The 26,092-nt window shown below is 64.5% G+C and carries 24 protein-coding genes and 1 other RNA gene; 14 read left to right on the top strand and 11 right to left on the bottom strand.

Annotation, left to right across the window (positions count from 1 at the left end):
• Nucleotides 1–31 precede the first annotated feature (31 nt).
• From KM031_RS03680 to cobU, 3 genes are all read right to left on the bottom strand, one after another.
• The gene (locus KM031_RS03680) at nt 32–901 is read right to left on the bottom strand and encodes a glutathione S-transferase (RefSeq protein WP_215503208.1); all 870 of its coding nucleotides are present in this window, start codon (nt 899–901) and stop codon (nt 32–34) included.
• Between the two features lie 72 nt (nt 902–973).
• Nucleotides 974–1,534 carry a histidine phosphatase family protein gene (locus KM031_RS03675; RefSeq protein WP_215503207.1) on the bottom strand — a complete coding sequence of 187 codons (561 nt, stop codon included), beginning with the start codon at nt 1,532–1,534 and terminating at the stop codon, nt 974–976.
• Entirely contained in the window at nt 1,531–2,094 is a 564-nt protein-coding gene (cobU, locus tag KM031_RS03670; protein ID WP_260692100.1) for a bifunctional adenosylcobinamide kinase/adenosylcobinamide-phosphate guanylyltransferase, read from the bottom strand. The genes KM031_RS03675 and cobU overlap by 4 nt, the downstream gene beginning before the upstream one ends.
• A gap of 67 nt (nt 2,095–2,161) precedes the next feature.
• On the opposite strand from cobU, the gene KM031_RS03665 reads away from it, so the two are divergent.
• Nucleotides 2,162–3,037: an RNA polymerase factor sigma-32 gene (locus KM031_RS03665; RefSeq protein WP_215503205.1), complete on the top strand. Its 876-nt coding sequence runs from the start codon at nt 2,162–2,164 to the stop codon at nt 3,035–3,037.
• Nucleotides 3,038–3,118: 81 nt separating this feature from the next.
• Complete coding sequence (gene coaBC, locus KM031_RS03660) at nt 3,119–4,330, top strand: bifunctional phosphopantothenoylcysteine decarboxylase/phosphopantothenate--cysteine ligase CoaBC (RefSeq protein ID WP_215503204.1); 1,212 nt, start codon at nt 3,119–3,121, stop codon at nt 4,328–4,330.
• On the opposite strand, the gene KM031_RS03655 is transcribed toward coaBC, so the two are convergent.
• Nucleotides 4,296–5,090 (bottom strand): protein-disulfide reductase DsbD domain-containing protein, encoded by a 795-nt coding sequence (locus tag KM031_RS03655; RefSeq protein ID WP_246566772.1) that lies wholly within the window; start codon nt 5,088–5,090, stop codon nt 4,296–4,298. The genes coaBC and KM031_RS03655 overlap by 35 nt on opposite strands.
• A 165-nt stretch (nt 5,091–5,255) precedes the next feature.
• Between KM031_RS03655 and KM031_RS03650 the strand changes: the two genes are divergently transcribed.
• Entirely contained in the window at nt 5,256–5,810 is a 555-nt protein-coding gene (locus tag KM031_RS03650; RefSeq protein ID WP_215503202.1) for a YqgE/AlgH family protein, read from the top strand.
• Between the two features lie 22 nt (nt 5,811–5,832).
• On the opposite strand, the gene KM031_RS03645 is transcribed toward KM031_RS03650, so the two are convergent.
• Both KM031_RS03645 and KM031_RS03640 read right to left on the bottom strand, forming a co-directional pair.
• Nucleotides 5,833–6,894, bottom strand: coding sequence for a quinone-dependent dihydroorotate dehydrogenase (locus KM031_RS03645; protein WP_215503201.1), 1,062 nt, complete (start codon nt 6,892–6,894; stop codon nt 5,833–5,835).
• Entirely contained in the window at nt 6,891–7,229 is a 339-nt protein-coding gene (locus tag KM031_RS03640; RefSeq protein WP_215503200.1) for a DUF952 domain-containing protein, read from the bottom strand. Before KM031_RS03640 ends, KM031_RS03645 begins: the two co-directional genes overlap by 4 nt.
• Nucleotides 7,230–7,392: 163 nt before the next feature.
• Between KM031_RS03640 and KM031_RS03635 the strand changes: the two genes are divergently transcribed.
• Entirely contained in the window at nt 7,393–8,964 is a 1,572-nt protein-coding gene (locus KM031_RS03635; protein ID WP_215503199.1) for a bifunctional metallophosphatase/5'-nucleotidase, read from the top strand.
• A 51-nt stretch (nt 8,965–9,015) separates the two neighbouring features.
• On the opposite strand, the gene bmt is transcribed toward KM031_RS03635, so the two are convergent.
• Nucleotides 9,016–10,026 carry a betaine--homocysteine S-methyltransferase gene (bmt, locus tag KM031_RS03630; RefSeq protein ID WP_215503198.1) on the bottom strand — a complete coding sequence of 337 codons (1,011 nt, stop codon included), beginning with the start codon at nt 10,024–10,026 and terminating at the stop codon, nt 9,016–9,018.
• Between the two features lie 193 nt (nt 10,027–10,219).
• Complete coding sequence (locus KM031_RS03625) at nt 10,220–10,534, bottom strand: DUF1476 domain-containing protein (protein WP_215503197.1); 315 nt, start codon at nt 10,532–10,534, stop codon at nt 10,220–10,222.
• Nucleotides 10,535–10,730: 196 nt separating this feature from the next.
• Here KM031_RS03625 and KM031_RS03620 point away from each other — a divergent pair, with 196 nt between their 5' ends.
• From KM031_RS03620 to KM031_RS03595, 6 genes are all read left to right on the top strand, one after another.
• Nucleotides 10,731–11,492 carry a phosphoribosylaminoimidazolesuccinocarboxamide synthase gene (locus KM031_RS03620; RefSeq protein WP_215503196.1) on the top strand — a complete coding sequence of 254 codons (762 nt, stop codon included), beginning with the start codon at nt 10,731–10,733 and terminating at the stop codon, nt 11,490–11,492.
• Between the two features lie 12 nt (nt 11,493–11,504).
• Nucleotides 11,505–11,744, top strand: coding sequence for a phosphoribosylformylglycinamidine synthase subunit PurS (gene purS, locus KM031_RS03615; RefSeq protein ID WP_215503195.1), 240 nt, complete (start codon nt 11,505–11,507; stop codon nt 11,742–11,744).
• Between the two features lie 171 nt (nt 11,745–11,915).
• On the top strand, nt 11,916–12,584 hold the full coding sequence (gene purQ, locus KM031_RS03610; protein WP_215503194.1) for a phosphoribosylformylglycinamidine synthase subunit PurQ: 669 nt from the start codon (nt 11,916–11,918) through the stop codon (nt 12,582–12,584).
• 48 nt (nt 12,585–12,632) lie between these two features.
• Nucleotides 12,633–14,420 (top strand): sensor histidine kinase, encoded by a 1,788-nt coding sequence (locus tag KM031_RS03605; protein WP_215503193.1) that lies wholly within the window; start codon nt 12,633–12,635, stop codon nt 14,418–14,420.
• Nucleotides 14,421–14,427: 7 nt separating this feature from the next.
• Entirely contained in the window at nt 14,428–15,753 is a 1,326-nt protein-coding gene (locus KM031_RS03600; protein WP_215503192.1) for a sigma-54-dependent transcriptional regulator, read from the top strand.
• Nucleotides 15,754–16,245: 492 nt separating this feature from the next.
• Nucleotides 16,246–19,059, top strand: a complete 2,814-nt coding sequence (locus tag KM031_RS03595) for an Rne/Rng family ribonuclease (protein WP_215503191.1) — start codon at nt 16,246–16,248, stop codon at nt 19,057–19,059.
• 49 nt (nt 19,060–19,108) lie between these two features.
• On the opposite strand, the gene KM031_RS03590 is transcribed toward KM031_RS03595, so the two are convergent.
• Nucleotides 19,109–19,339, bottom strand: coding sequence for a sulfurtransferase TusA family protein (locus KM031_RS03590; protein WP_215503190.1), 231 nt, complete (start codon nt 19,337–19,339; stop codon nt 19,109–19,111).
• A 161-nt stretch (nt 19,340–19,500) separates the two neighbouring features.
• Between KM031_RS03590 and KM031_RS03585 the strand changes: the two genes are divergently transcribed.
• The 3 genes from KM031_RS03585 to KM031_RS03575 all read left to right on the top strand — a co-directional run bounded on the left by KM031_RS03585 (nt 19,501) and on the right by KM031_RS03575 (nt 22,956).
• Nucleotides 19,501–20,256, top strand: coding sequence for a cytochrome c biogenesis CcdA family protein (locus tag KM031_RS03585; protein WP_215503189.1), 756 nt, complete (start codon nt 19,501–19,503; stop codon nt 20,254–20,256).
• 76 nt (nt 20,257–20,332) lie between these two features.
• Nucleotides 20,333–21,601, top strand: a complete 1,269-nt coding sequence (locus tag KM031_RS03580) for a hypothetical protein (protein WP_371879004.1) — start codon at nt 20,333–20,335, stop codon at nt 21,599–21,601.
• Nucleotides 21,598–22,956 (top strand): cytochrome P450, encoded by a 1,359-nt coding sequence (locus KM031_RS03575; protein ID WP_215503188.1) that lies wholly within the window; start codon nt 21,598–21,600, stop codon nt 22,954–22,956. Before KM031_RS03580 ends, KM031_RS03575 begins: the two co-directional genes overlap by 4 nt.
• A 102-nt stretch (nt 22,957–23,058) precedes the next feature.
• Here KM031_RS03575 and ssrA read toward each other — a convergent pair.
• Nucleotides 23,059–23,412: a transfer-messenger RNA gene (gene ssrA / locus KM031_RS03570) on the bottom strand.
• Nucleotides 23,413–23,501: 89 nt separating this feature from the next.
• Complete coding sequence (locus KM031_RS03565) at nt 23,502–24,548, bottom strand: extracellular solute-binding protein (protein WP_215503187.1); 1,047 nt, start codon at nt 24,546–24,548, stop codon at nt 23,502–23,504.
• A gap of 236 nt (nt 24,549–24,784) precedes the next feature.
• Between KM031_RS03565 and KM031_RS03560 the strand changes: the two genes are divergently transcribed.
• The gene (locus KM031_RS03560; RefSeq protein WP_215503186.1) at nt 24,785–26,020 is read left to right on the top strand and encodes an aminotransferase class V-fold PLP-dependent enzyme; all 1,236 of its coding nucleotides are present in this window, start codon (nt 24,785–24,787) and stop codon (nt 26,018–26,020) included.
• The last annotated feature ends 72 nt before the right edge of the window (nt 26,021–26,092 follow it).

Raw genomic sequence — 26,092 nt, 5'->3', positions numbered from 1 at the left:
AGCAGGGGAATGGTTTATGATTGGTAAAGGCTTACGCCAAAAGCGCGCGGAATTTCGGCCAGGCCTCGGGGTCTGCCGCGGTCTTGTCGCGGCAAAAGGCGTTGCAAAAGCCAAAGCGGCGGCCTGCCAGTTCCAGCACATGCGTGACGGGTTTGCCGGAATAGGGGCAGGCGGCGTTTTCTGTGGCGCTGCCGTCAACGGCCCGGGCGGGCAAGGGGGCAGGGCCGGGCCAGGGGCGTTGCGGATAGTCGCGGCGGTAAAACTCCTGATCGGCACCATCCACCAGACCCATCGCCCGCCAGCGCCGGAAGGACGGGTGCGCCAGATGTGCGGCAACATAGGCCTGTGCGGCGGCCCCCACCGGCAGGTTGTAGCCTGCAATCCGGGCCGCAACCGGAGCAAAGAACACATCCGCCGCCGAATAGGCACCGCAAAGCCAGTCACCCTCGGCCCCGGTTTGCGCCCGCGCCCAATCCCAGATCACTTGCAGCCGGTCCAGATCGGCCAGAACCTCGGGCGGCGGGCTGCAGTCGGTATAGCTGACGCGCAGGTTCATCGGGCAATAGCTGCGCAGCGCGCCAAAGCCTGCGTGCATTTCTGCCGCCAGAACACGGGCAATCGCGCGGGCTTTCGGATCGGTCGGCCAGATCTCGGCCTCGGGGTGGCGCGAGGCGAGCTCCTCGGCAATGGCAAGGCTTTCGGGCACCACCACGCCATCCGGGGTGCGCAGGGTTGGCGCGGTTCTGGCCGGGTGGAAGTCTTTCAGAAGATTGGGCAATTCGTCGGTATAAAGCCGGGCCGAAATCGTGCGCACCGGGATACCGAAGGCATCAAGCAGCAGCCAGCCGCGCAGGCTCCAGCTGGAATAGCCACGGTCACCGATCACAAGGTCATAGGTCATGGGACACTCCTTTTGACCGCAGGCTAGCGGGCGGGCGCCGGAATGCAAAACAGCGTTTTGTCGGGACATCCATCACGGATCGTGATTGATCGGACCAACCTGCCATGTGCCATCAAAGCGCAGCTGCGTAAGGGACAAAGGCTCGATCTTCTGGGCAAAAACCGTCTGCACATCCACGCCTTGCGCGCGTTGCAGCAGGGCAAGGATCGGCCCGAAATGCGCCACGATGATCAGGTCGCCGCCCGTCAACAGCCCGTCGACGGCCTGACAGACCCGCGCGGCCATGGCGTTCCAGCTTTCGCCACCGGGGGCCGCCACGTCGCCCGCCTGTTCCCAGAAGGCGCGGATCAGATCGGGGGTATCGGCCTCGACTTCGGCAAAGCGCCGCCCTTCCCAGGCCCCGAAATGGATTTCGCGCAGCCGGGCGTCATGGGGCAGGCGCTGGCCCGGCAGGGTGTCGGCGGTCTGTACCGCGCGGCTGAGATCCGAAGACACCAGCCGCGCCCCGCCGGGCAGGGCGGCGGCAAGCCGGGCGATCTTTGCGCGGTCAGACAGGTCGGCGGCGCGGTCGGTCCAGCCGATCATCTCGCGCGCATGGGTGGGGCCATGGCGCACCAGCCACAGCCGGGTCATGGCAGACGGCCCTTCAGCACAAGGGGCAGGCCCGCGATGACGGTGACCACCAGCCCTGCCGCTGCCGCAAGCTGCTGGTTGAGCCGCCCCTGCGCATCGCGGAAACGCCGCGCCAGCGCGTTTTCCGGCACGATGGACCAGCCGAGTTCGTTCGTCACCACCACCACCGGGGCGGCGCAGCTTTGCAGCGCGGCGATCATTGCGGCGCTTTCCGTCTCCAGATCGGCCTCGGCCAGCATCCGGTTGGTCAGCCAGAGCGTCGCACAATCCAGCAGCACAACATGGCCTGCCGGAATCTGCGCCAAGGCCCCGCACAGATCATGCGGCGCTTCCAGCGTGTGCCAATCCGCGCCCCGGTCGCTTTGATGCGCCGAAATCCGGGCGCGCATCTCGTCATCCCAGGCCTGTGCCGTGGCAATATAGCTGCGCGGGCGGGCTGTCTGGCGCAGCAGGCCCTCAGCAAATCGTGATTTGCCCGAACGCGCCCCGCCGATCACCACTGAAACCTGTGGTAAAGAGTCAGCTTTTGGCCGTTCGGTATTTTTCAGTGATCCAGCCACGGCTTTGCCTCGTATTCCGATCAACAGCACCGACTGACAGACGGCCAACAGGCAGATGGGGAGTCTCATGGCGCTCGATGGATATAACGATCAACGCATGTCACGCCAAGCGATGAAGGCAGAATTGCTGGATGCGGAAACCGAGGCGCGGCTGGCCTATGCCTGGCGCGACCAGCGCGACGAGGTGGCGCTGCACCGCCTGATCACCGCCTATATGCGGCTGGCGATTTCGATGGCGGCCAAGTTCCGCCGTTATGGCGCACCGATGAACGATCTGATCCAAGAAGCGTCACTGGGGTTGATGAAGGCCGCCGACAAGTTCGACCCGGATCGCGGTGTGCGCTTTTCGACCTATGCGGTGTGGTGGATCAAGGCGAGCATCCAGGACTATGTGATGCGCAACTGGTCGATGGTGCGGACCGGATCGACCAGCAGCCAGAAGGCGCTGTTTTTCAACATGCGCCGGGTGCAGGCCAAGCTGGAGCGCGAGGCTGAGGCGGCGGGAGAGCGGCTGGACCAGCACCAGCTGCGCGCCCGCATTGCCACCGAAGTGGGCGTGCCGCTGGCGGATGTGGAGATGATGGAGGGGCGGCTGTCCGGCTCTGACTTTTCGCTCAATGCCACGCAATCCTCCGAAGATGAGGGCCGCGAATGGATCGACGCGCTGGAGGATGATGGACCACAGGCGGCGGAACAGGTCGAGGGCAGCCATGACGGTGCGCAATTGCGCGGCTGGCTGGTGCAGGCGATGGCCGGGCTGAACCCGCGCGAACGCTATATCGTGACCGAACGCAAACTGCGCGGCGAGGGGCGCACACTGGAAAGCCTGGGCACCGAGCTTGGCCTGTCGAAAGAACGCGTGCGACAGCTGGAGGCCGCGGCCTTTACCAAACTGCGCCGCAATCTGGAAACCCAGGCCCCCGAGGTGCGGCACTTCCTGTAACGCCCCCGCCGCAATGCGGGCGGGGCGTTGCGTTGCCGCAGTCCGGCCCTTACACCTGTGACAGGTTGCAAAGAGGGTGTCATGCTGGCGGGCAAGCGTATTCTGTTGATCATCGGTGGTGGCATTGCCGCCTACAAGGCGCTTGATCTGATCCGTCGGCTGCGCGAACGCGGCGCTTCGGTGACGCCGGTGATGACGCGGGCGGCTGCGGAATTTGTCACTCCGTTGTCGGTGGCCGCACTGGCCGGTGAGACGGTGCATTCCGATCTGTTCGATCTGACCGCCGAGGCCGAAATGGGCCATATCCAGCTCAGCCGGGTGGCGGATCTGATCGTGGTGGCCCCGGCGACGGCGGATCTTCTGGCAAAGATGGCGCAGGGGCGGGCGGATGATCTGGCCTCGACCCTGTTGCTGGCGACCGACACCCGCGTTCTGGTCGCCCCGGCGATGAATGTGCGCATGTGGACCCATGCCGCGACACAACGCAACCTTGCCCAACTGCGCGCCGATGACGTGCTGTTTGTCGGCCCCAATGACGGCGATATGGCCTGCGGCGAATTCGGTCCGGGCCGCATGGCCGAACCGCTGGAGATCGTGGCGGCGGTGCAGGGGGCACTGACGCAGGGGCCGCTGGCCGGGCGGCATGTGCTGGTGACCTCTGGCCCGACGCATGAACCGATCGACCCGGTGCGTTATATCGCCAACCGCTCCTCCGGGGCGCAGGGCACGGCGCTGGCCATCGCCTTGCGCGATCTGGGGGCCAATGTCACCTTTGTGACCGGCCCGGCCAGCGTGCCGCCGCCCGCAGGCGTGACGGTGGTGCGGGTGGAGACGGCGCAACAGATGCTGGTGGCGGTGCAGGCCGCGCTGCCCGCCGATGTGGCGGTGTTTGCCGCCGCTGTGGCCGATTGGCGGGTGGCCAATGCGGCAGGGCAGAAGATGAAGAAGGATGGCAGCGGTCAGGCCCCGGCGCTGTCATTTGCCGAAAACCCCGACATTCTGGCAACCGTATCACGGATGGCGGTGGGGCGCCCGGCGCTGGTGGTGGGGTTTGCCGCCGAAACCGAACAGGTCGAGGCCCATGCCACGGCGAAACGTGCCCGCAAAGGCTGTGACTGGATCGTGGCGAATGATGTCAGCCCGGCCACCGGCATCATGGGCGGCAGCGAAAATGCGGTGACGCTGATCACCGCCGAGGGGGCAGAGCACTGGCCGCGCATGGGCAAGGATGCGGTGGCGCGGCAGCTTGCCGCCCGGATCAGCGCGACGCTTGGCGCAGCGGACAGCCCGTGACCTCCATCGCCTGATCGCCCGCCAGCACGGTCAGGCGCAGGCTGGCCGGATCCAGCGTGAAATCGGTGCCGGGCGAGGGCACCATATCGGCAATCGCGGTCAGCACCGCGCCGTCGCGGCTGACCATGCTGTCCGATACCCAGACTGGCGCGTCCGGCTCCATCACCACGGTTTCGGCACCGATCTCGGTCGGCAGCATCAGGCGGGCGGTGACGCGGGTGCCATCCTTGAGCGGCGTCAGATCACAGGAAATCGCGGTCAGCCCGGCGGCAAGGCCGACCTTCGGCTGATCCGCGAGTGCCGCCGAAATCAGCGCATCGGGCGCGCCCTGATCGGCCAGATCGGCAGACAGGGTCAGGCTGGCGGGCATGCAGATGTCCTTGCACACGCCCATTGACACAGAGGTGCGAAGAATCACCGGCCGCGACGGGTCCAGCGGCGTCACGGTCAGCGGCAGCACCACATCCTGCTTGTAGCCGATCGTCTGCATCCCCTGAAAATCGAACACATCGGGGCGCGGCCAATGCACGGTGATCTGGCCCAGATTTTCCGATCCGGTCCAGTCAAACTCCGGCGGGATGCCCGCATCGCCCGGCGCGCGCCAATAGGTTTTCCACTCTGGCGCCAGTTGCAGATGCAGCGCCGCCACATGGCTGCCATCCGCCGCGCGCCAACCGGAGCGCAGTTCGGCCTGTAACACATCGGCCTGAGTCACAGGTTGCGCGGTGACGGGCAGGGGCAGCAGAAGAAGGGCAAGCAAATATCGGGTCATGGCTGCAAAATAGGCAGATGGGCGGAAATGCAAAATCACATTCAAGCGAAGCGCCGCCTGCGGTTTCGTGATGTTGCACGCCTGCCCTTGAGGCGCAGCGCCCGCCACGCCATATTTGACCCATGCCATATTTGCCCCATGAAGGAGCGCAACATGGACCTTGGCGGCTCGATCCTCATTTCCATGCCCGGCATGGGCGACCCGCGCTTTGAAAAAAGCGTGATTCTGATCTGTGCCCATTCGCCCGAGGGGGCGATGGGGCTGATCATCAACAAGCCCTCGACGGAGCTGAGCTTTTCCGGCCTGCTGGAGCATCTGGAGATTCCGCGCGCGCCGCAGGGCCGTGACATCCGCGTGCATCTGGGCGGGCCGGTGGAGCGGGGGCGCGGCTTTGTGCTGCATTCCGGCGATTACCATGCCCAAGGCGGCACGATGGAGGTGGCGGGCGGCTATGGCATGACCGCCACGCTTGATATTCTGCAAGCGCTGGCGCTGGGGGCCGGGCCGCGCGATGCGCTGCTGGCGCTGGGTTATGCCGGATGGGGGCCGGGGCAGCTTGAATCCGAAATCGCGCGCAATGACTGGCTGACCGCAACCCCGGCGCAGGATCTGATCTTTGGCGCGCAGGATAGCACCAAATGGGGCGCTGCCCTGCGCGGCATGGGCATAGATCCGTTGACGCTTTCTCCAACATCTGGAAGGGCTTGAGGGCCGATCTTGATGTGCCGTCTTACAGCCAGTCGCCCCGGCCGGTGCCGGTGGCATCGCTGACCGTGGCAAAGCCTTCCCGCGCCGCAATCGCCTCCAGCCCCTCGACGATGCGGGCGGCCAGCGACAGGCCCTGATAGACCATGGCGGTATAGATCTGCACAACCGAAGCCCCGGCCCGGATCTTTTGCCAGGCCTGATCGGCGTCAGAAATGCCGCCGACCCCGATCAGCGGCAGCCTGCCATCGGTCAGCTGCGACAGACGCGCCAGAACGCGTGTGGACTTTTCGAACAATGGCGCACCCGAAAGCCCGCCCATTTCGCCTTTATGTGCAGATTTCAAACCTTCGCGGGACAGTGTGGTGTTGGTGGTGATGACGCCCGAAATGCCCGAGGCAAGCGCCACTTCGGCCACATCCGCCAGATCGGCTTCGGTCAGATCAGGCGCGATCTTCAGGAACACCGGCACCGGACGCTCCAGCCCGGCGCGCACCTCCATCACCCGCGACAGCAGCGCCGTCAGCGCGGCGCGACCCTGAAGATCGCGCAGCTTTTCGGTATTGGGCGAGCTGACATTGACCGTCGCAAAGTCGATATGCGGGCCGCAGGTGGCCAGCACCTCGGCAAAATCGGCAGAGCGGTCGGTCGAATCCTTGTTGGCCCCAAGGTTCAGCCCCACCGGCACCGGGCCTTTCGGGCGCAGCGCCAGCCGGGCCGAAATCGCACAGGCCCCTTCGTTGTTGAAGCCGAAGCGGTTGATCGCCGCGCGGTCTTCGGTCAGGCGGAACAGCCGCGGCTGCGGATTGCCCGGCTGGGGGCGCGGCGTCGCGGCCCCCACCTCCAGAAAACCGAAGCCCGACCGCATCAGCGGGCCAAGCGCCACGGCGTTCTTGTCAAAACCTGCGGCAAGGCCCACCGGGTTGGGCAGCGCCATCCCGGCTAGCGTGCAGGCCAGACGCGGCGAGGTGATCACCCCCGGCAGCGGCACCAGCCCGGCGCGCAGCGCCGCCAGCGACAGGCCATGCGCCCGCTCGGGATCACATTTGTGCAGGGCCCACAGGCCCAGAGATTCAGTCAGGCTCAAATCACGCCCTCGGGGAAGATATGGCCGCTGACGCCAAGCGGCAGGGATTTGTCCCAGACCACATCGGCCATGTGCAGGCGGCGATAAAGATGCGGGAACAAGGCCCCGCCGCGCGACGCCTCCCATTTCAGTGCGCTGCCCAGCGGGGCAGAGCGCACGGCGACCAGCACCAGATCACTTTCGGTGGCGAACCATTTCGCGGCCGTTTCGGTGACCTGTGCTGCGGTGGAAAAATGGATGTAGCCATCGGCCACATCAATCGGGGCGCCCTCGGTTTCCCCAGCGGCGCGGAACGCATCCCATTCGGGGCGGCGGAAGATCTTATAGATCAGCATGAGGCTTCCATGCACCGTGCAAGCGTTTTGGTCAATGGTTTGCGAGGATCGGCGGAAGATTGCGCAAGGTCACACTGACGTTACGACAGGGCACCAGCCTGTCTTTGACAGGTGCGGCGGCGCGCCGCACTCTGGCAGGATCAACCAGAAAGGGAGTTTTCAGATGATCGCACGTTTGTTGCAATCGGCGGCAGCCCTTGCCTTGCTGAGCGGGGCGGCGGCGGCGGACTATGCGCTGACCATTCTGCACACCAATGATTTCCACGCGCGCTTCGAGCCGATCAACAAGTTCGACAGCGGCTGTTCCGCCGAAGAAAGCGGCAAGGGCGAATGTTTCGGCGGCACCGCCCGGCTGGTCAGTGCGCTGGCCGAGGCGCGGGCGCGGTCGAACAACTCCATTCTGGTGGATGGCGGCGACCAGTTTCAGGGCACGTTATTCTACACCTATTACAAGGGCGCGATGTCGGCCGAGTTCATGAACAAGCTGGGCTATGATGCGATGACCGTGGGCAACCACGAATTCGACGACGGGCCAGAGGTGCTGCGCGGCTTCATGGACGCGGTGCAGTTTCCGGTGCTGATGTCCAATGCCGATGTGTCGGGCGAGCCGCTGTTGAAGGACAAGCTGGCGAAATCGGTGGTGATCGAGCGGGGCGGCGAAAAGCTTGGCCTGATCGGGCTGACGCCGCAGGATACCGATGAACTGGCCAGCCCCGGCAAGAACATCATCTTCACCGATCCGGTCGGGGCGGTGCAGGCCGAGGTGGACCGGCTGACTGCCGAAGGCGTCAACAAGATCATCGTGCTGAGCCATTCCGGCTATGGCGTCGACAAGCGGGTGGCCGCAGAGACGACCGGCGTGGATGTGATCGTCGGCGGCCATACCAACACCTATCTGTCCAACAGCGGCGAGGATGCCGAAGGCCCTTATCCGACCATGGTGGGGCAGGTGGCCATCGTTTCGGCCTATGCCTATGGCAAGTTTCTGGGCGAGTTGAACGTGACCTTCAACGACGCGGGCGAAGTGGTCTCGGCGGTGGGCGAGCCGCTGATCATGGATGCCGCCGTGGCCGAAGATGCCGAAACGGTGGCACGGATCGCGGATCTGGCCAAACCGCTGGAAGAGATCCGGCAGAAGGTGGTGGCCGAAACCACCGATGCCATCGACGGATCGCGCGAAACCTGCCGGGTCCAGGAATGTGCGATGGGCACGCTGGTGGCCGAGGCAATGCTGGCCCGCGTCAAGGATCAGGGTGTGACCATCGCGCTGACCAATGGCGGCGGCCTGCGCGCCTCGATCGACGCGGGGCCGGTGACCATGGGCGAGGTGCTGACGGTGCTGCCGTTCCAGAACACGCTGTCCACCTTTACCGTCACCGGCGCGCAGGTGCAGGCCGCGCTGGAAAACGGCGTCAGCCAGATCGAGGAAAACGCCGGGCGGTTCGCGCAGGTGGCGGGGCTGAAATACAGCTTTGATCCTGCAGCGGCGGTGGGCAGCCGGATTTCCGACGTGATGGTGCAAGAGGGCGGGGCCTTCGTGCCGCTGGACCCGGCGAAAGAGTATCTTGCCGTGTCCAACAACTATGTCCGGGGCGGCGGCGACGGGTTCAAGATGTTTGTCGACGCCAGGAATGCCTATGACTTCGGCCCGGATCTGGCGGATGTGACGGCCGAGTATCTGGCGGCAAACGCACCGTATACGCCCTTCGTGGACGGGCGCATCACCCGCAAATAACCAAAAGGGGCGCGGGAGATTTGTCCCGCGCCCCGTTTTCAGATCAGAGAGTTACCGCCCGCGACGGCGTTCGCGGCGCGGTGCCCCGCTATCGTCACCAGTGCCATCCGAGGCCGAAGAAAACGCCCCCAACTGACCCGAGATATCCTCCAGCGAGGGGCGCGCGCCTTTCGGGCGGGTTTCCAGCGCGTGGCGCATGGCGCGCAGATGTTCAGGCATGGTGCCGCAGCAGCCGCCGATGATACGCACTCCGGCATCGCGGGCCAGCACGGCGTAATCGCCCATCAGTTCCGGCGTGCCATCATAGTGGATGGCCCCATCCTTGTATTTCGGGATGCCCGCATTGCCCTTTGCGATCACCGGACGCTCCGAACCCTGGGCAAAGAAGCCGAGCACGGTGCGCAGCAGATCGGACGAGCCGACGCCGCAATTCGCGCCAAAGGCCAGCGGCGGGTTCGGCAGCTTTTCAACCAGCGTCGCCAGATCGGCAGAGGTCACGCCCATCATCGTGCGCCCGGCGGTGTCAAAGCTCATGGTGCCGCACCAGGGCATATCGGCCAGACGCGCGGCTTCGGCGGCGGCGCGGAATTCCTCGGGGGCAGAGATGGTCTCCACCCACAGCACATCGGCCCCGCCCGCCTTCAGACCTTCGGCCTGTTCGTGAAACATCTCGACGGCGATTTCATGGGTCAGCGTGCCCATTGGGGCCATGATCTCGCCCGTCGGGCCAACCGAGCCAGCCACCACCACGGTGCGGCCTGCCGCATCCGCAATCTCGCGCCCCAGCGCCGCGCCGACGCGGTTCAGCTCATGCACGCGGCCCTGCGCGCCATGCAACTTCAACCGGCTGGCATTGCCGCCAAAGGTGTTGGTCAAGAAGATGTCCGATCCCGCATCCACCGCGCCGCGATAGAGGGCACGGATATTGTCGGGCTCATCGACATTCCAGAATTCCGGTGCGTCACCCGAGGACAGGCCCATGTTGAACAGATTGGTGCCGGTTGCGCCATCGGCCATAACCCAGTCGCGGGTGGCAAGCAGTTTGGAAAGTGCGTCGGTCATATCGCCTCACGGGGAAACGGGCTGCACATGCGGCCCTTTTGCTTTGTCCACCTGTGCCATGGGTGGCAGGATCAGGCAAATTCTTAATCGTCATGGGGTCGCCTGTGGGCGACCTGCGGGGGGATTGCGCAGCCCCTAAGCAAAAGGCCGCCCGAAGGGGCGGCCCTGCAGGACACATCGCCGCCGTTGCGGATCAGATTTCCGTCATCAGCTGGGCTTTGGCAATCGGCAGCAGCTCGATCAGCTTGGCGCGGATCGCATCGGCCGAGGCCTTGTCGCCCAGATCGGCGGAAAGCTTGCGCACCACATCCTCGATGCCTGCCTCTTCAAAATCGGCTTCGACCACGGTCATCGCATAGGCGGCAGCCGCATCGCCGGTCTTGCCCAGCAGATCGGCGGCCCAGAGACCTGCCAGTTTGTTGCGGCGGGCTTCGGCCCGGAACTGCATCTCGGCATCATGCGCGAATTTGGATTCAAACGCTTTTTCGCGGTCGTCGAAGCTGGTCATGGCAAGGCCCCCAAAGCTGGTTCCGGTTTCCCTCCATATGCCCGCCCGCGTTCCGCCCTGCAAGGGTTTCGGCAGCATGCGCGCGGGAAAGCGCGGCAAGGGGCCGACCTTGCAGCAGGGCCGGGCTTGGACTATAGCCGCGCTAACAGGACGGATGCCGCAGGCTTCCCGTCCTCATCGTGATTCGGGAAAGTTCATGGCACGTCGCAAGAAGGTCTACGAAGGCAAGGCGAAGATCCTGTACGAAGGGCCGGAGCCAGGCACGCTGATCCAGTATTTCAAAGACGACGGCTCCACCTCTGTCACGCCGCCGCAGGCTGCGGTGGAAGGCAAGGGGGTGCTGAACAACCGCCTGTCCGAATTCTTCATGGCCGGGCTGAATGCCATCGGGGTGCCGACGCATTTCATCCGCCGCATCAACATGCGCGAACAGCTGGTGCGCATGGCCGAAATCATCCCGGTCGAGGTTGTCGTGCGCAACTTTGCCGCCGGCGGCATCACCGAACGGCTGGGCATCCCCGAAGGCACGCCGCTGCCGCGCCCGATCGTCGAATATTATTACAAGGACGACAAGCTGGGCAATCCGCTGGTCGCGGAAGAGCATATCATCGCCTTTGGCTGGGCCAACCAGCAGGATCTGGATGATATGGTGGCGCTGGCGCTGCGGGTGAATGATTTTCTCAGCGGCGTGATGATGGGCGTGGGCATCCGGCTCGTCGATTTCCGCATCGAGGTGGGCCGGATCTGGGAGGGCGATTTCATGCGCCTGATCGTGGCCGACGAGATCAGCCCGGACAGCTGCCGCCTGTGGGACATGCGCGGGCTTGAGGCCCCGGACCGCGAAGGTCTGGTGCGCGAGCCGGGCCCGCTGGCCGATGTCTATACCGAATTGGCGCGGCGCCTTGGGGTGCTGCCCTCGAATGTCACCCATACCACCAAGCCGACCCTGATCAACTGAAAGGCCAGACCCATGAAAGCGCGTGTGCATGTGATGCTGAAAGACGGCGTTCTCGATCCGCAGGGCGAAGCGGTGCGCCATGCCCTTGGCACGCTGGGCTTTGCCGGTGTGGCCGCTGTGCGTCAGGGCAAGGTGATCGAGCTGGATCTGACCGCAACCGACGCGGCAGCGGTCGAGGCCGAGGTCAAGGCCATGTGCGAAAAGCTGCTGGCCAATACGGTGATCGAAAAATACACCGTCGAAATCGCCTGACGCCCACGCGGCTGTCAGAGGATGCGCCGCTGGTGAAAACCGGCGGCGTTTTCATATGCGCTGCGGCGGGCGGTTATGCGGAAAATCCGGTTCAGGTGACGCTGGGGGCTGGAAGCGGCGCGGGCTTTGCGCTAAGGGCGGGGCATCCTCAGCGCCCTGAAAGGATCACCCATGAAAGCCGCCGTCATCACCTTTCCCGGTTCCAATTGCGACCGCGATCTTGCCGTTGCCTTTGAACGTGCGGGGGCCGAGGTGGTCCGGGTCTGGCACAAGGATTCGGCCCTGCCTGAAGGCACCGATATCGTTGGGGTTCCGGGCGGGTTTTCGTTCGGCGATTACCTGCGCTGCGGCGCGATTGCCGCGCAATCGCCCATCGGTGCGGCGGTCAAGGCCCATGCCGAACGCGGCGGGTATGTTCTGGGTATCTGCAACGGCTTTCAGGTGCTGACCGAGATGCGGCTGCTGCCGGGCGCGCTGATGCGCAATGCCGGGCTGAAGTTCATCTGCAAATCGGTGGATCTGCAAGTGGCCTCGACCGGATCGGATTATACCTCGGGCTATGCCAAGGGGCAGGTGATCCGGGTGCCGGTGGCGCATCACGATGGCAATTACACCGCCGATGCTGACACGCTGGCGCGTCTGGCGGGCGAAGACCGTATCGCCTTCCGTTATGCCGCCAACCCCAATGGCTCCATGGCCGATATTGCGGGCATCCTGTCGGAAAACCGTCGGGTGCTGGGCATGATGCCGCATCCCGAGCGGGTGGTGGATCCGGTGCAGGGCGGCACCGACGGGGCCACGCTGTTTGCCGGGCTGATCGGCAAGATGGCGCTGGCCTGAGCCGCGCAGCCCTTGAGGCGGCAGGGCGCGCAGCCTAGACTGCAGCGCATGCAGCACGCGCCGCCCCTTTCCGACACCGACCCCCGTGAGCCGGGCATCACCTGGCGGGTGAAGCTTGTTGTGGCCCTGCTGGTGCTGCTGGCCATCGGGGTGGTTCTGGTCACCAACCGCTGGCTGTCAGAGCGGTTTACCGAAGTGACCCGCAACCGCGCCGAACTGCGGCTGGCGCTTTATTCGGGCAACATGATCTCGGAATTGCAGCGCACTTCGGTGGTGCCGCTGCTGCTGGCGCGCGACCCCGAGCTGATCGGCGCGCTGGAGCGCAAGGAGTATTCCACCACCTCGGCGCGGCTGATTTCGTTTCAGGCCGAAATCGGCGCGGCCTCGATCATCCTGCTGGATGGCGAGGGGCGCATTGTTGGTGCGACGAACCGCACGCAGCTGGGCAGCAACCTGCGCAATGCGCCGCAATTCATTGATGCGCAGCGGTTGAATGACACCATCTTTACCGTGGCGCCCAAACAGGCGATGGGATTCGATTTTACCTATTCCCGCGCAATCCGGGTGGAGAATCAGCTGCTTGGCGTGATCGTCGTGGCCGTTGATCTGATGAAATACGAACGCGCCTGGGCGGGGTTGCAGGATGCCGTGCTGGTGACCGACAGCGAAGGGCTGGTGCTTCTGGCAACCGAGCCGCGCTGGCGTGGCCTGCCGCTGGGCGCGGCGCTGGAGGCGCGCGATGCGCCTTCGGCGATCCGCCGGGCCTTGCAGGGGGCTGCCGACTGGGCGCAGGAACCGCCCGATGCCTATGTGAGCGGCGAGGCGGTGATGAAAACCGAAAGCCGCGTGGCGTTTCGCGGCTGGCGCATGGTGACTTTCACCGCCTATGATTCGGTGCGCGAGCGGGTGAACGGCGTGCTGGCGCTGGAAATCATGGGCTTTGCCATCCTGCTGGCCGTGACCTTCTATCTGTTGTCGCGGCGCGCCTGGTCGCAAAGTGTCAGCTTTCAGCGCGAGAGTGCCGAGTTGCGCCTGCTGAACGCAAGGCTGCAACGCGAGATTGCCGAGCGCGAAAAGGTGCAGAAAAACCTGGAAGTGGCCGAGCTGACGCTGGCGCAATCGTCCAAGCTGGCCGCTTTGGGCGAAATGTCGGCAGCGGTCAGCCACGAGCTGAACCAACCGCTTGCCGCGATGAAAACCTATCTGGCGGGCGCGCGGCTGCTGTTGCAGCGCAAACGTCCCGAAGAGGCGCTGTCGTCGTTCCAGCGGATCGACGATCTGATCGAACGGATGGGCGCGATCACCCGGCAGCTGAAATCCTATGCCCGCAAGGGCGGCGAGGCGTTCGAGCCGGTGGATGTGCGCGCCTCGGTCTCGACCGCGCTGTCGATGATGGAACCGCAGCTCAAGGCGCGCGTTGTGCGTATCACACGGGCCTTGCCCCGCCAGCCGGTGATGGTGATGGCGGATCGCATCCGGCTGGAACAGGTGATCATCAACTTGCTGCGCAACGCACTCGACGCCACCAAAGACACCATCAAGCCGCAGATCGACCTGATCTTGTCGGCGGGTGAAACCGCGACGCTGACGGTGCGCGACAACGGCCATGGCATCATTGATCTCGATAATCTTTTTGAACCTTTCTACACCACAAAGAAGCCGGGCGAGGGGATCGGGCTTGGCCTTGCCATCTCGTCCGGCATCGTCACCGATCTGGGTGGCCGTCTGACCGCGCGCAATGCCGAAGGGGGCGGGGCTGTATTTGAAGTGCAGCTCCCCATATTGGGCGCAACGGCGGGCACCACCGACACGGCAGCAGCCAAAGCAGCAGAATGAGGACCACATGGCCCGAGCTATGAAAGTCGCCATCGTCGATGACGAGGCGGATATGCGGCAATCCATCAGCCAGTGGCTGGCATTGTCCGGCTTCGATACGGAAACCTATGGCAGCGCCGAAGAGGCCCTGGCCGGTATCACCGCCGAATTTCCGGGCGTCGTCGTCAGTGACATCAAGATGCCGGGTATGGATGGCATGGCGTTCCTGAAACGGTTGATGAGCATGGATTCCGGCCTGCCGGTGATCATGATCACCGGCCATGGCGATGTGCCGATGGCGGTGGAGGCGATGCGGATCGGCGCCTTCGATTTTCTGGAAAAGCCGTTCAACCCTGACCGGATGACCGAACTTGCCAAACGCGCCACCAATGCGCGCCGCCTGACGCTGGACAACCGCGCCCTGCGCCGCGAGCTGAGCGATGGCTCGATCCTGATGAAAAAGCTGATCGGCACCAGCCCGGTGATGGAACGGCTGCGCGAGGATATTCTCGATCTCGGGCAGGCCGACAGCCATGTGCTGATTGACGGCGAAACCGGCACCGGCAAGACGCTGGTCGCCCATGCGCTGCATGCCGTGGGGCCGCGCGCGTCGAAGAAATTCGTGACGATCTCCTGCGCCGCCTGGTCGGAGGATCAACTGGCCGCCAAGCTGTTTGGCCCGACCGAAGACGGTGTGCCGCTGGTGGAAGAGGCGCGGGGCGGCACGCTTTGCCTTGAGGATATCGAAAGCCTGTCGCATGCGCTGCAATCGCGGTTGCTGACGCTGATCAACGATCAGGGCACGCCGCCGGAAACCCGCATCATCGCCATTGTCAACGAACACGCGCCTGACAAGACGCTGGAGGATATTCTGCGCCCGGATCTGTATTACCGGCTGGGCGCGATGATGATCCTGCTGCCGCCGCTGCGGTCGCGCGGTGAAGACATCCTGACGTTGTTCACCCGCATGTCAGAGCAGTTTTCCGAAGAATATGGCTGTGACGCCCCGGCCGTTACGGCACAGGAGGCGGCGCAACTGCTGCAAGCCCCCTGGCCCGGCAATGTGCGCCAGCTGGTCAATATCGCCGAACGCGCCGTGCTGCAAAACCGCCGTGGCTCCGGCTCCATCGCCTCGCTGCTGATGGCGGATAACGAGGCCTCGGGGCCGGCGCTGACCACCGAAGGCAAGCCGCTGAAAGACTATGTGGATGCGTTTGAGCGCATGTTGATCGACAACACGATGCGCCGCCACAAGGGCAGCATTGTCGCGGTGATGGAAGAATTGTGCCTGCCGCGCCGCACGCTGAACGAAAAGATGGCGAAATACGGCCTGAGCCGGTCTGACTACGTTTAAACAGCGCAAGGGCCGCCCGCTACGCCGGTTTGGCTGGCTGGGGCGGCCCTTGCAGGCCTCTGGCCCCCTGCGGACCGCCAATTAGTCATTGTGTTTTCGCGCCCGCTGCCCTTATTGTCATCAGACGTGGGTATTGCGGTTACAAAACCGCACCGCGTGCATCAGTTTCGCTGCCGGGCGCGCGGAACGGACCACTGGTCCGAAAGCAGCGCCTGCCGCAGATTTCACTGGCCGCGAGGCCGCAATTTTGCCGTCAAGCCGGGGGTAAGCCCTCAGGAGTGCTGGCGTTCAGGATAGGTACCCTTGGTGCCTGGGATATAGAACCGCGATGAGCCGCGTGACAGATGTGAAGACAGGTGACAGGGGGCTTCTGGCCCGCGCTGCACTGTCTGCATCCCGCAGCCTCGCCCGAACAAGCCGCCAACCGCAACGCTGCACACGCATCGGGGCTTGCCCCGACGGGCGCGGATTGCCGTGGCGCAATGGAACACAATGGCCAAGAAAATGCTTATTGATGCCACCCACGCCGAGGAAACTCGGGTGGTCGTGGTCGACGGAAACAAGGTCGAGGAATTCGATTTCGAGACCGTAAACAAACGGCAACTGCAAGGAAATATCTACCTCGCCAAAGTGACCCGCGTGGAGCCTTCGCTTCAGGCGGCCTTTGTCGATTACGGCGGCAACCGCCACGGTTTTCTCGCCTTTGCCGAAATTCACCCCGATTATTACCAGATCCCCGTCGCGGATCGCAAAGCCCTGCTGGATGAAGAGCGGGCCTTGGCACGCGCCGAAGAGGACGAGGACAACCGTTCGCGTTCGCGGTCGGGCGGCAATCGCAACGGGCAGAAACCGCGCCCGAACGGCAATGGCAATGGCCGGTCCGATGCTCAGGCCGAGGCGGTGGCCTCTGATGATGCGGTGATCAGCGCCGAGGTGGCGGACGCAGAAGCGCCCGAAATCAAGGGCATGGATGTCGTTGATCTGGGTGAAGAAACCGGCGCCGATGCGCTGTTTGTCAGCCGCAACGCCGACCGTGCCGAAATCGCCTCGGAGCGCAGCCAGTCCGAAGCGCATTACGAAGCGGTCGATCACGCCGCCGATGTCGATGACGAGATCGAATCCGTCGCCGAAGAGGATGTGGCCGAAGAAATCCGGGCCCCGCGCAAGCCGCGCGCCCGGCGCTACAAGATCCAGGAAGTCATCAAGATGCGCCAGATCATGCTGGTGCAGGTGGTGAAGGAAGAGCGTGGCAACAAGGGTGCGGCCCTGACCACCTATCTGTCGCTGGCCGGGCGCTATTGCGTGCTGATGCCGAACACCGCGCGCGGGGGCGGCATTTCGCGCAAGATCACCCAGGCGGCGGATCGCAAGAAGCTGAAGGAAATCGCGGGCGAGATGGAGGTGCCGGAAGGTGCCGGCCTGATCATCCGCACGGCCGGGGCCAAACGCACCAAGCCGGAAATCAAGCGCGACTATGAATACCTCATGCGCCTGTGGGAACAGATCCGCGAATTGACGCTGCGCTCCATCGCGCCCGCGCCGATCTATGAGGAAGGCGATCTGATCAAACGCTCGATCCGCGACCTTTATAACCGCGAGATTGACGAAGTGCTGGTCGAAGGCGAGGGCGGCTACCGCACCGCCAAGGACTTCATGCGCATGATCATGCCCAGCCACGCCAAGGTGGTGCAGCGCTATGCCGAGCCTATGCCGCTGTTCGCGCGCTATCAGGTGGAGAGCTATCTGGCAGGCATGTTCAACCCGGTAGTGCAGCTCAAATCCGGTGGTTACATCGTGATCGGTGTGACCGAGGCGCTGGTGGCGATCGACGTGAACTCGGGTCGGGCCACCAAGGAAGGCTCGATCGAAGAAACCGCGCTCAAGACCAACCTTGAAGCGGCGGATGAGGTGGCGCGCCAGTTGCGCCTGCGCGATCTGGCCGGCCTGATCGTGATCGACTTCATCGACATGGAAGAGCGCCGCAACAATGCCTCGGTCGAGAAGCGGTTGAAAGACAAGCTGAAAACCGACCGTGCGCGGATTCAGGTGGGGCGCATCTCGGGCTTTGGCCTGATGGAGATGAGCCGCCAGCGCCTGCGCCCCGGCATGTTGGAAAGCACCACGCAGCCTTGCCCGCATTGCCATGGCACTGGCCTGATCCGCTCGGATGACAGTCTCGCGCTGCAAATCCTGCGCGCGCTGGAAGAAGAGGGCACGCGCAAACGCTCCAAAGAGGTGCTGCTGAAAGCGCCGGTTGCGGTGATCAACTATCTGATCAACAACAAGCGCGAACATATCGCGCTGATCGAGGCGCGTTATGGCATGGCGGTGCGGCTGGAGGCCGATCCGCATATGATCAGCCCCGATTTCAGCATCGAGAAGTTCAAGACGGCGGTGCGGGTTGTGCCGGATATGTCGGCGGTGATTTCCGGCAATGCGGCGCTGATGGGCGCACCTGTGGCGGAAGAAGAGGAAGATCCCGATCTGCCGCTGGACGAGGAAGAAGACGAGGCTGACGAGGCCGAGGCCGAAGCCCGGGGTGATGCCGACGGTGAGGGCAACGGCGAAGGCGGCAACGGATCGAAGAAAAAACGTCGCCGTCGCCGTCGGGGCCGCGGTGGTTCGTCCAAGTATCGGGACGAGAATGGCAATGAAACCGGATCGGACGACGAGGACGAAGACGATCTGGACGGGGAAGAGGACGAGGCAGAGGCCGTGGAGGCCCCCGCAGCCGATGCCGTGACTGCGCCGGTTGCGACAATGGCCGAGGCCGAAGCCACGGTGGTGGCCGAAGCTATGGCCGAGGTCGCGGTGGCCGAAGCCGAGGCAGAGGTGGTTGCGAAACCGGCCGCCAAATCCTCCAAATCGGCGGCAGGCAAGGCGGCTGGAACCAAGACCACTGCGGCCAAGACCAGCAAGCCTGCCACGTCCAAAGCCAAAGCCCCCAAGGCGGCAGCCGCCGAGAAGGGTGAGGCCGTGGCGGATGCGGCAGAACCGGCGCCCAAGCTGAAATCGACCCGCACCCGCACCACAAGCAGCGCCAAGGCCAAAGCCAAGGCTGCCGCCGAGGCGGAAGCCGCAGCGGCAGCACCCGAGGCCGACGTTGCAGCAGCCCCGGTTGTTGAGGCGCCTGTTGCCGCGCCGGTGGCCGAAGTGCCGCCGCAGCCCGCAGCGCCCGTGCTTCAGGCAGATCCGGGAATGGAGCCCGTGCTGGAAGCCGTCAGCGCCGATCCGGCAGAAGCCGAGGCTGCCGAGGACGACGAGCCGAAGGCCAAACGCAAGGGCTGGTGGTCGCTGGGCCGCTGATCCCTGCCGAACCGAAATGGGAAACGCCGGGCCTTTGCGCCCGGCGTTTTCATGTGCCGCGCCGGATGAAATGCGCCGTAGCCGGCCCGAGGGCGGTTGCGCCCAGATAGTCATGGCCCGCCCCGGCACAGAAATGCGGCAGATCCACCGCCGCCATCGCATCGGTGGCGCGCACGCGCAGGATCAGGCCGGGCGCCAGCGCCAGCAATCGTTTGCGCGCCCGCAGCACCGGCAGCGGGCAGATCAGCCCTTCACAATCCAGATCCGCATCGTGCTGCATCTGCGCGCCCTTCGTGATGTCTTGCGGGCAGATAGCAAGCGGCGGGGGACTGTCGCCAGCCAAATCCATCGCCACTGTGCGCTGCGCACAGGGATGTGACCCTTCTGCCCGTGACGCAGAGGCCGCAGTGCAGTATCACCGCAGCAGAAGCCGGAGGCGAGATGTTCGGAATTGATCTGTTCGATGCGGGAATGCTGCCCGCGATGCTGGTCGCGTTAATGGCGGGGGTCTTGTCCTTCCTGTCGCCCTGCGTCCTGCCCATCGTGCCGCCCTATCTTGCCTATATGGGCGGGATCTCCATGCCCGAAATGCGCGCCGATGGCAGCGCCGCCCGTCGGCGTATCCTATTGCCCGCGTTGTTTTTCGTCATGGGCCTGTCGACCGTGTTCCTGTTTCTGGGTTTCACCGCCTCGGCCTTCGGTGCGTTTTTCCTGAAAAATCAGGAACTTTTCGCCAAGATTTCGGGTGCAATGGTGATCGTGCTGGGCCTGCATTTTCTGGGCGTGTTCCGCATTCCGATGCTGGACCGCGAGGCGCGGCTGGACGCCGGAGAGCAGGGCGGATCGGCGCTGGGGGCCTATGTTCTGGGGCTGGCCTTCGCCTTTGGCTGGACCCCCTGCATCGGCCCGCAGTTGGGCGCGATCCTGTCGCTGGCCGCGAATGAGGCCAGCATGACGCGCGGCACCGCGTTGCTGGGCATCTATGCGGTGGGGCTGGGCCTGCCGTTCCTGCTCGCGGCGCTGTTCATCGAACGGGCGATTGGCCTGATGACGCGGCTGAAGCGCCACATGAAGCTGATCGAGCGGGCGATGGGCCTGCTGCTGCTTCTGGTCGGGCTGGCGCTGGTCACGGGGGCGCTGTCGGATTTCTCGTTCTACCTGCTGGAGACCTTCCCCTTCCTGGCCACGCTGGGTTGACGCCCGGGGGTTCTGACCGCATTTTTGCCCGATTGGGCAGGCAGGCTGCAGGTCTGCACGGCAGGACGAGTAGACCATGAACGAGTCGGCACCATCTTCGATGCCGGGCGATCCGCCCGAGGGCCGCCGGGGCAGGGTGTTCCGCCGCAGGGTGTTTTACATTCCGGGCTATGATCCGATCCATCCGCGCCGCTACCGCGAGCTTTATCGCAAGGAAGGGGCCGCGCAAGCGGCGCTCTCTGGCTATGCGATGGAGTTGAAGCCGAAAAAGCTGCGCGGGCCCTATGGCTGGCATGTGCGCGCCGAGCTTGAGGGCCGCAGTGTCGAAACCGATGTCGAGGTGCTGGTCTGGTCTGACATCGTGAAAGACAGCATGGATCAGGGCATCCCCGGCACCTATCTGCAACTGCTGCGCACAGCCTGGGCCTATATCGGCTCGGGCGCGCTGTTCCGGCTGATGCGGCTGCGCAAGGGGCCGATCATTGCGGCGCTCTATCCGATCTTTGCCCTGCTGCTGCAACTGGCTTTGGCACTTGGGCTGGGGGCGGGCATCGTGGGGCTGGCGATGGCGGTGGTGCCGGGGCAGATCGGCGCGGCGCTGGCGGCGGGGCTGGGCACGGCGGCGGTGGTGGCCATGCTGCGCTGGTTCAAACGCAAGGACGGCAAGTTTTTCGCCTATTACCTGATGCATGATTACGCCTATTCGGCGCAGTCGCGTGGCGCGAACCCTGCCGCCCTCGAGGCGCGCATGGCCGCGTTTCGCATGACCATCGCCGAGGCGCTGCTGCTGCCCTATGACGAGGTGCTGGTGGTGGGCCATTCGTCCGGCGCGCATCTGGCGGTGTCGATTCTGGCCGATCTGATCCGCGCGGGGCTGCCTGCGCAGGCGCCGGTGCTGTCTTTCCTGTCGCTGGGGCAGGTGGTGCCGATGGTCAGCTTTCTGCCCGAAGCGAAGCGCCTGCGCGGCGATCTGCAGTATCTGGCCGCGTCCGACGCGCTGACCTGGGTTGATGTGACTGCGCCGGGAGATGGCTGTGCCTTTGCGTTGTGTGATCCGGTGGCGGTTTCGGGCGTGGCACCCGAGGGGCAGCGCTGGCCGCTGGTGTTTTCGGCGGCCTTCACCCAGACCCTGCGCCCTGAAACCTGGGCGGCGCTGCGCTGGCGGTTTTTCCGGCTGCATTTCCAGTATCTCTGCGCCTTCGACAATCTGCCCGGCACGCCGACGGATTATGATTACTTCCGGGTGACGGCGGGGCCGCTGACACTGACGCAGCGGTTTGGCGCGCGGCCCTCGTCGAAAAGCCGCATTGATCGCGCGGTGAACCGCTATACGACTGTGGCATGATCCCGCCCAAACCCCTTGCCCGGCCTGACAAAGTATCGCTGTGGCGGTATCTGCGGCTGTTCCGGCGCGATCTGTTGTCAGCGCAGCCCGCGCGGCTCTATCGCGCCTGGATGGCGGAATTCCGCACACCGTTCTTTCGCAGCTATATGTGCAACGACCCGGCGCTGGTCGATCTGGTGCTGAAACAGCGCCCCGAGGATTTTCCCAAAAGCGACCGCGTGCGCGAGGGGTTGCGGCCCTTGCTGGGCAATTCGGTCTTTGTGACCAATGGTGCCACCTGGGAACGCCAGCGCCGGATCATCGACCCGGCTTTTGAGGGCGGGCGGCTGCGCGACACGTTCGGTGCGATGTGGGCGGCAGGGCAGGCGGCGGTGACGCGGCTGGCCCCCTTCGCAGATGGTCGCGCGCAGGAGATCGAGCTGCAAACCAGCCATGTCGCGGCGGATGTGATCTTTCGGACGCTGTTTTCGCTACCGATCGAGGATCAGGTGGCGGGCGAGGTCTTTGCAGAGTTCCGCAGCCATCAGCAGGCGCAGCCGATCCTCAATCTGGCGGCACTGGTGCCCTTGCCGCGCTGGCTGCCCCGGTTTCACCGGCGCACCACCAGACGCACAGCGGCGCGGATCCGGCAGTTGATCACCCGGCTGACGGCGGATCGGGCGCGGGCGCTGGCGCATGGCACGGCACCGGATGATCTGGCCAGCAAGATCATGTCGACGCCCGACCCGCTGACCGGGGCATGTTTCGACACCGAAGAAATGGTCGATCAGGTGGCGATCTTTTTTCTGGCCGGGCATGAAACCTCGGCCTCGGCGCTGGCCTGGGCGCTCTATCTGCTGGCGACACATCCCGAATGGCAGGACAGGCTGGCCACCGAGGCGCAGGCGGAACTGGGGGCAGAGCCGGATTTCGCCGCGCTTGGCCGGTTGCGCGTGGCCCGCGCGGTGTTCCGCGAGGCGATGCGGCTCTATCCGCCGGTGCCGATGATGGTGCGCGAGGCGCGCTGCCCGGTGACGATGCGGGCGCGGGCGGTGCCGAAAGGCGCGCAGATCGTGCTGTCTCCCTGGCATCTGCACCGGCATGAGCGGCTGTGGGACAACCCGGATGGTTTTGATCCGGCGCGGTTCGAGACCGAGAATGGCAAGGCCTGTCTGCGCACTGCCTATATCCCGTTTTCCGCAGGCCAGCGCGTCTGCCCCGGTGCGGGGTTTGCCATGGTGGAGGGGCCTTTGCTGCTGGCGATGATCCTGCGCGCCTATCGCTTTGAGACGGTGGCAGACAAGGTGCCGGTGCCGGTGGCGCATCTGACGGTGCGGGCCCGGGATGGCATCTGGCTGAAGCTGTTCGCGCGGTGATCCCAAGGCGCGCGCTGCCGCGCGCAAGTCTTTTGTCTCGGGGCTCGCGCAGGGCGCGATCCCCTCGGGCGAAGAGGAGTATTTGGACAAAATGCAAGGGAAAGTGCAGGTTTCTGTTGCCAGGTACCTGCGAACCCCGCCTTACGCGGCTAAGCGCAAGGGCTTAAGTTTCGATGTTCGAACTGCTTACGCAGCCAGAGCCATCGGAGCACGGTTGTCATTGGCAACTGTACGTTTGGACCGATAACGGTAGTACCTCACCGAGCAAAAGCTGGCCCCTTTAGTCGTTCGTCGATCCTGTTTCGACCCCATCTGCCCCCAATGCAGGGATTTTTGGTGGAGTCGCCGGGTACCGCCCCCGGGTCCGATCCGATTATTACGGGTGCGTTTATCGCCATAGTCCCGGCAAGCCGGAACAGTTCAGATATAGGCAGCCGGGGGGCGCTGTGCAAGCCCTTCGCGACAACGCAGCATGTGCCATGGAGGCGCGAAAGACAAAGGCCCGGTCCTCGCGGGCCGGGCCTTGCCTTGGGGGAAGCGGAGGATCAGAAGCCGGCTTTGATGGCTTCGAATTCCTCGATCATCCGGGTGCGGAACTCCTGGCTGACCGGGGTCTGCGCGAAGAGGGTGGTCGTGACCGGATCGACGAAAGAGGCGGCCAGCGTATCGACCGGCATTTCCTTCATCGCGGCATCATTGGCATGGGCATAGCCCAGAGCCTCCAGCAGGGCCGGAGCCGAGCTGTGGGCCAGCAGGCTGTTGATGAAGTCATAGGCCTTGTCTTCCTTGCCCGGCGCATCCTTGAAGTTCACATAACCGCAGAACCAGGTTGCCGCCCCTTCGGCCGGGGCGCGCTGGAAGCCGATGGGGAAGCCTTCCTGCTGCAACAGCGCCACGCCGTCATTCCACGACCAGGCGACCAGCACTTCGCCGGTGGCCATCAACTGCGACATTTCGGCCGGATCGGCCCAATAGGCGCGCACATTCGGATGCACGGCGCGCAGCCAGTCGGCGGCGGCGGTGAATTGTTCATCCGTCACGTTTTCCCACGAAGTGACGCCGGTGGCGAGGAAGGCCAGCGACCAGACATCATCGGTCGAATCGGGCATCGAGAGGCGGCCCGCATATTTGGGATCGGTGAACACCTTGAGCGAGGCCACGTCTTCGGCGGGCACTTCCTTGGTGTTATAGGCGACGGCGGTATAGGCGTAATCGGTCGGGATGAACCAGACGCCCGCGTCATCCTTGAAGATCGGGGAATTGAGCATGCGCGGCGCGAGATTGGCGAATTCCGGGATTTTCGTGGTGTCCCAGGGTTCGAGCAGGTCGGCATCGCGGTAGCGGCTGACCGAAGCGGCACAGGGATGTGCGACATCCGGCTTGAAACCGGAGGAGGCTTTCTGAAACGCCTCGTCATCATCGGCAAAGAAGGAATAGGTCGGCTGGTCGCCGTTCTTGGCGACATATTCGGTGAGAACCCCGGCGATATCCCAGCCGGCCCAATCCAGCACCGTCAGTTCGGAATCGGCGGCGAATGCGGGCATGGCAAAGGCCAGCGCTGCGCTGGTCAGAAACGTCGTGCGAATGGTCATACCTGTTCCTCGGCAAATGTTGTGCGGGCCTCTCCCCCAGAGGGCCGCGGGTGGCCCCCGAAGGCTAAGCGAGCCGACTCCGTCGCTCAAGGCATTTTTCCGTGGGGGCGGGGACATCTGGCGGGAATCTGATCAAATCTTTGGCCATTGCCTGTTTTCGGGGCGCTCTTGCCCTGTGCCCGGTCTTGCACGCCGCGGGCGGCTGGGTCAGGATCAGCCGCAACACCGGAGGGTCCATGCCTGAGCTTGATGTCGATTTCGTTCGCAGCCAATTTCCAGCCTTTGCCAGTGCCGCGCTGAAAGGGCAGGCGTTTTTTGAAAATGCCGGCGGGTCTTATACGGCAAAGCCGGTGATTGACCGGCTGACCCGGTTTTATCACGACCGCAAGGTGCAGCCCTATGCGCCCTATCAGGCGAGCCAATTGGCCGGGGCCGAAATGGACGAGGCCCGCGCGCGTCTGGCGGCCATGATGGGGGTTGCCCGCGACGAGCTGTCGTTTGGCCCCTCGACCTCGGCCAATACCTTTGTTCTGGCCAATGGGGTGCGGCTGTGGCTGAAGGGGAAGAAGGCGGCGATTGTCGTCACCAATCAGGATCACGAGGCCAATTCGGGGGTCTGGCGTCGTCTGGCTGACGAAGGGATCGAGATTCGCGAATGGCAGATCGACCCCGAGACCGGGCATCTGGACACGGAGGCGCTGGGGCTTTTGCTGGCGGATGGCAAGGTCAAGCTGGTCTGTTTCCCGCATTGCTCCAATGTGGTGGCCGAGGTGAACCCGGTGGCAGAGATCTGCGCCATGGCCAAGGCGGCGGGGGCCTATACCTGTGTCGACGGGGTGAGTTATGCGCCGCATGGCCTGCCGGATATTCCGGCCCTGGGGCCGGATGTCTATCTGTTCTCGGCCTACAAGACCTATGGTCCGCATCAGGGCATCATGGTGCTGCGCCGCAAGTTCGGCGAGGCGCTGCCCGCGCAGGGGCATTATTTCAATGCCGAAACCCTGTATAAACGCCACACGCCCGCCGGGCCGGACCATGCGCAGGTGGCGGCCTGTGCGGGCATGGCCGATTACATTGATGCGCTGTATGCCCATCACCACGGGCTGTCGCCTGCCACCCCTTTGGCGCGCAACAATGCCGTGCATGATCTGATGCGCGATCACGAGGTGCGGCTGCTGCAACCCTTGCTGGACTATCTGGCGGCCCGCAATGATCTGCGGCTCATCGGGCCGCGCCGGGCCGAGGGGCGGGCCCCGACGGTGGCCGTGGCGCTGGACCGCGTGGCAGAACCAGTGGCGGCAGAGCTGGCCCAGCATGGCATCATGGCAGGCGGCGGCGATTTTTATGCCGTGCGGCCTTTGGGCGCGCTGGGGGTGGACCTTGGGCGCGGCGTGCTGCGGCTGAGTTTCGTGCATTACACCACCAAGGCCGAAGTCGATGCGCTGATCCGCGGGCTTGATCAGGTGCTGTGATCTGCGCGGGGAAGGGGGCTTGCCCCCTTTCCATTGCGGCAGGTGCAGCCTATGGTGGGAACAAGCAGAAAG

Origin of the sequence: Gemmobacter fulvus (genome assembly GCF_018798885.1) — a bacterium.
In the GTDB taxonomy this organism is placed as follows: domain Bacteria; phylum Pseudomonadota; class Alphaproteobacteria; order Rhodobacterales; family Rhodobacteraceae; genus Gemmobacter; species Gemmobacter fulvus.
This window is presented reverse-complemented; position numbering and strand designations above follow the sequence as displayed.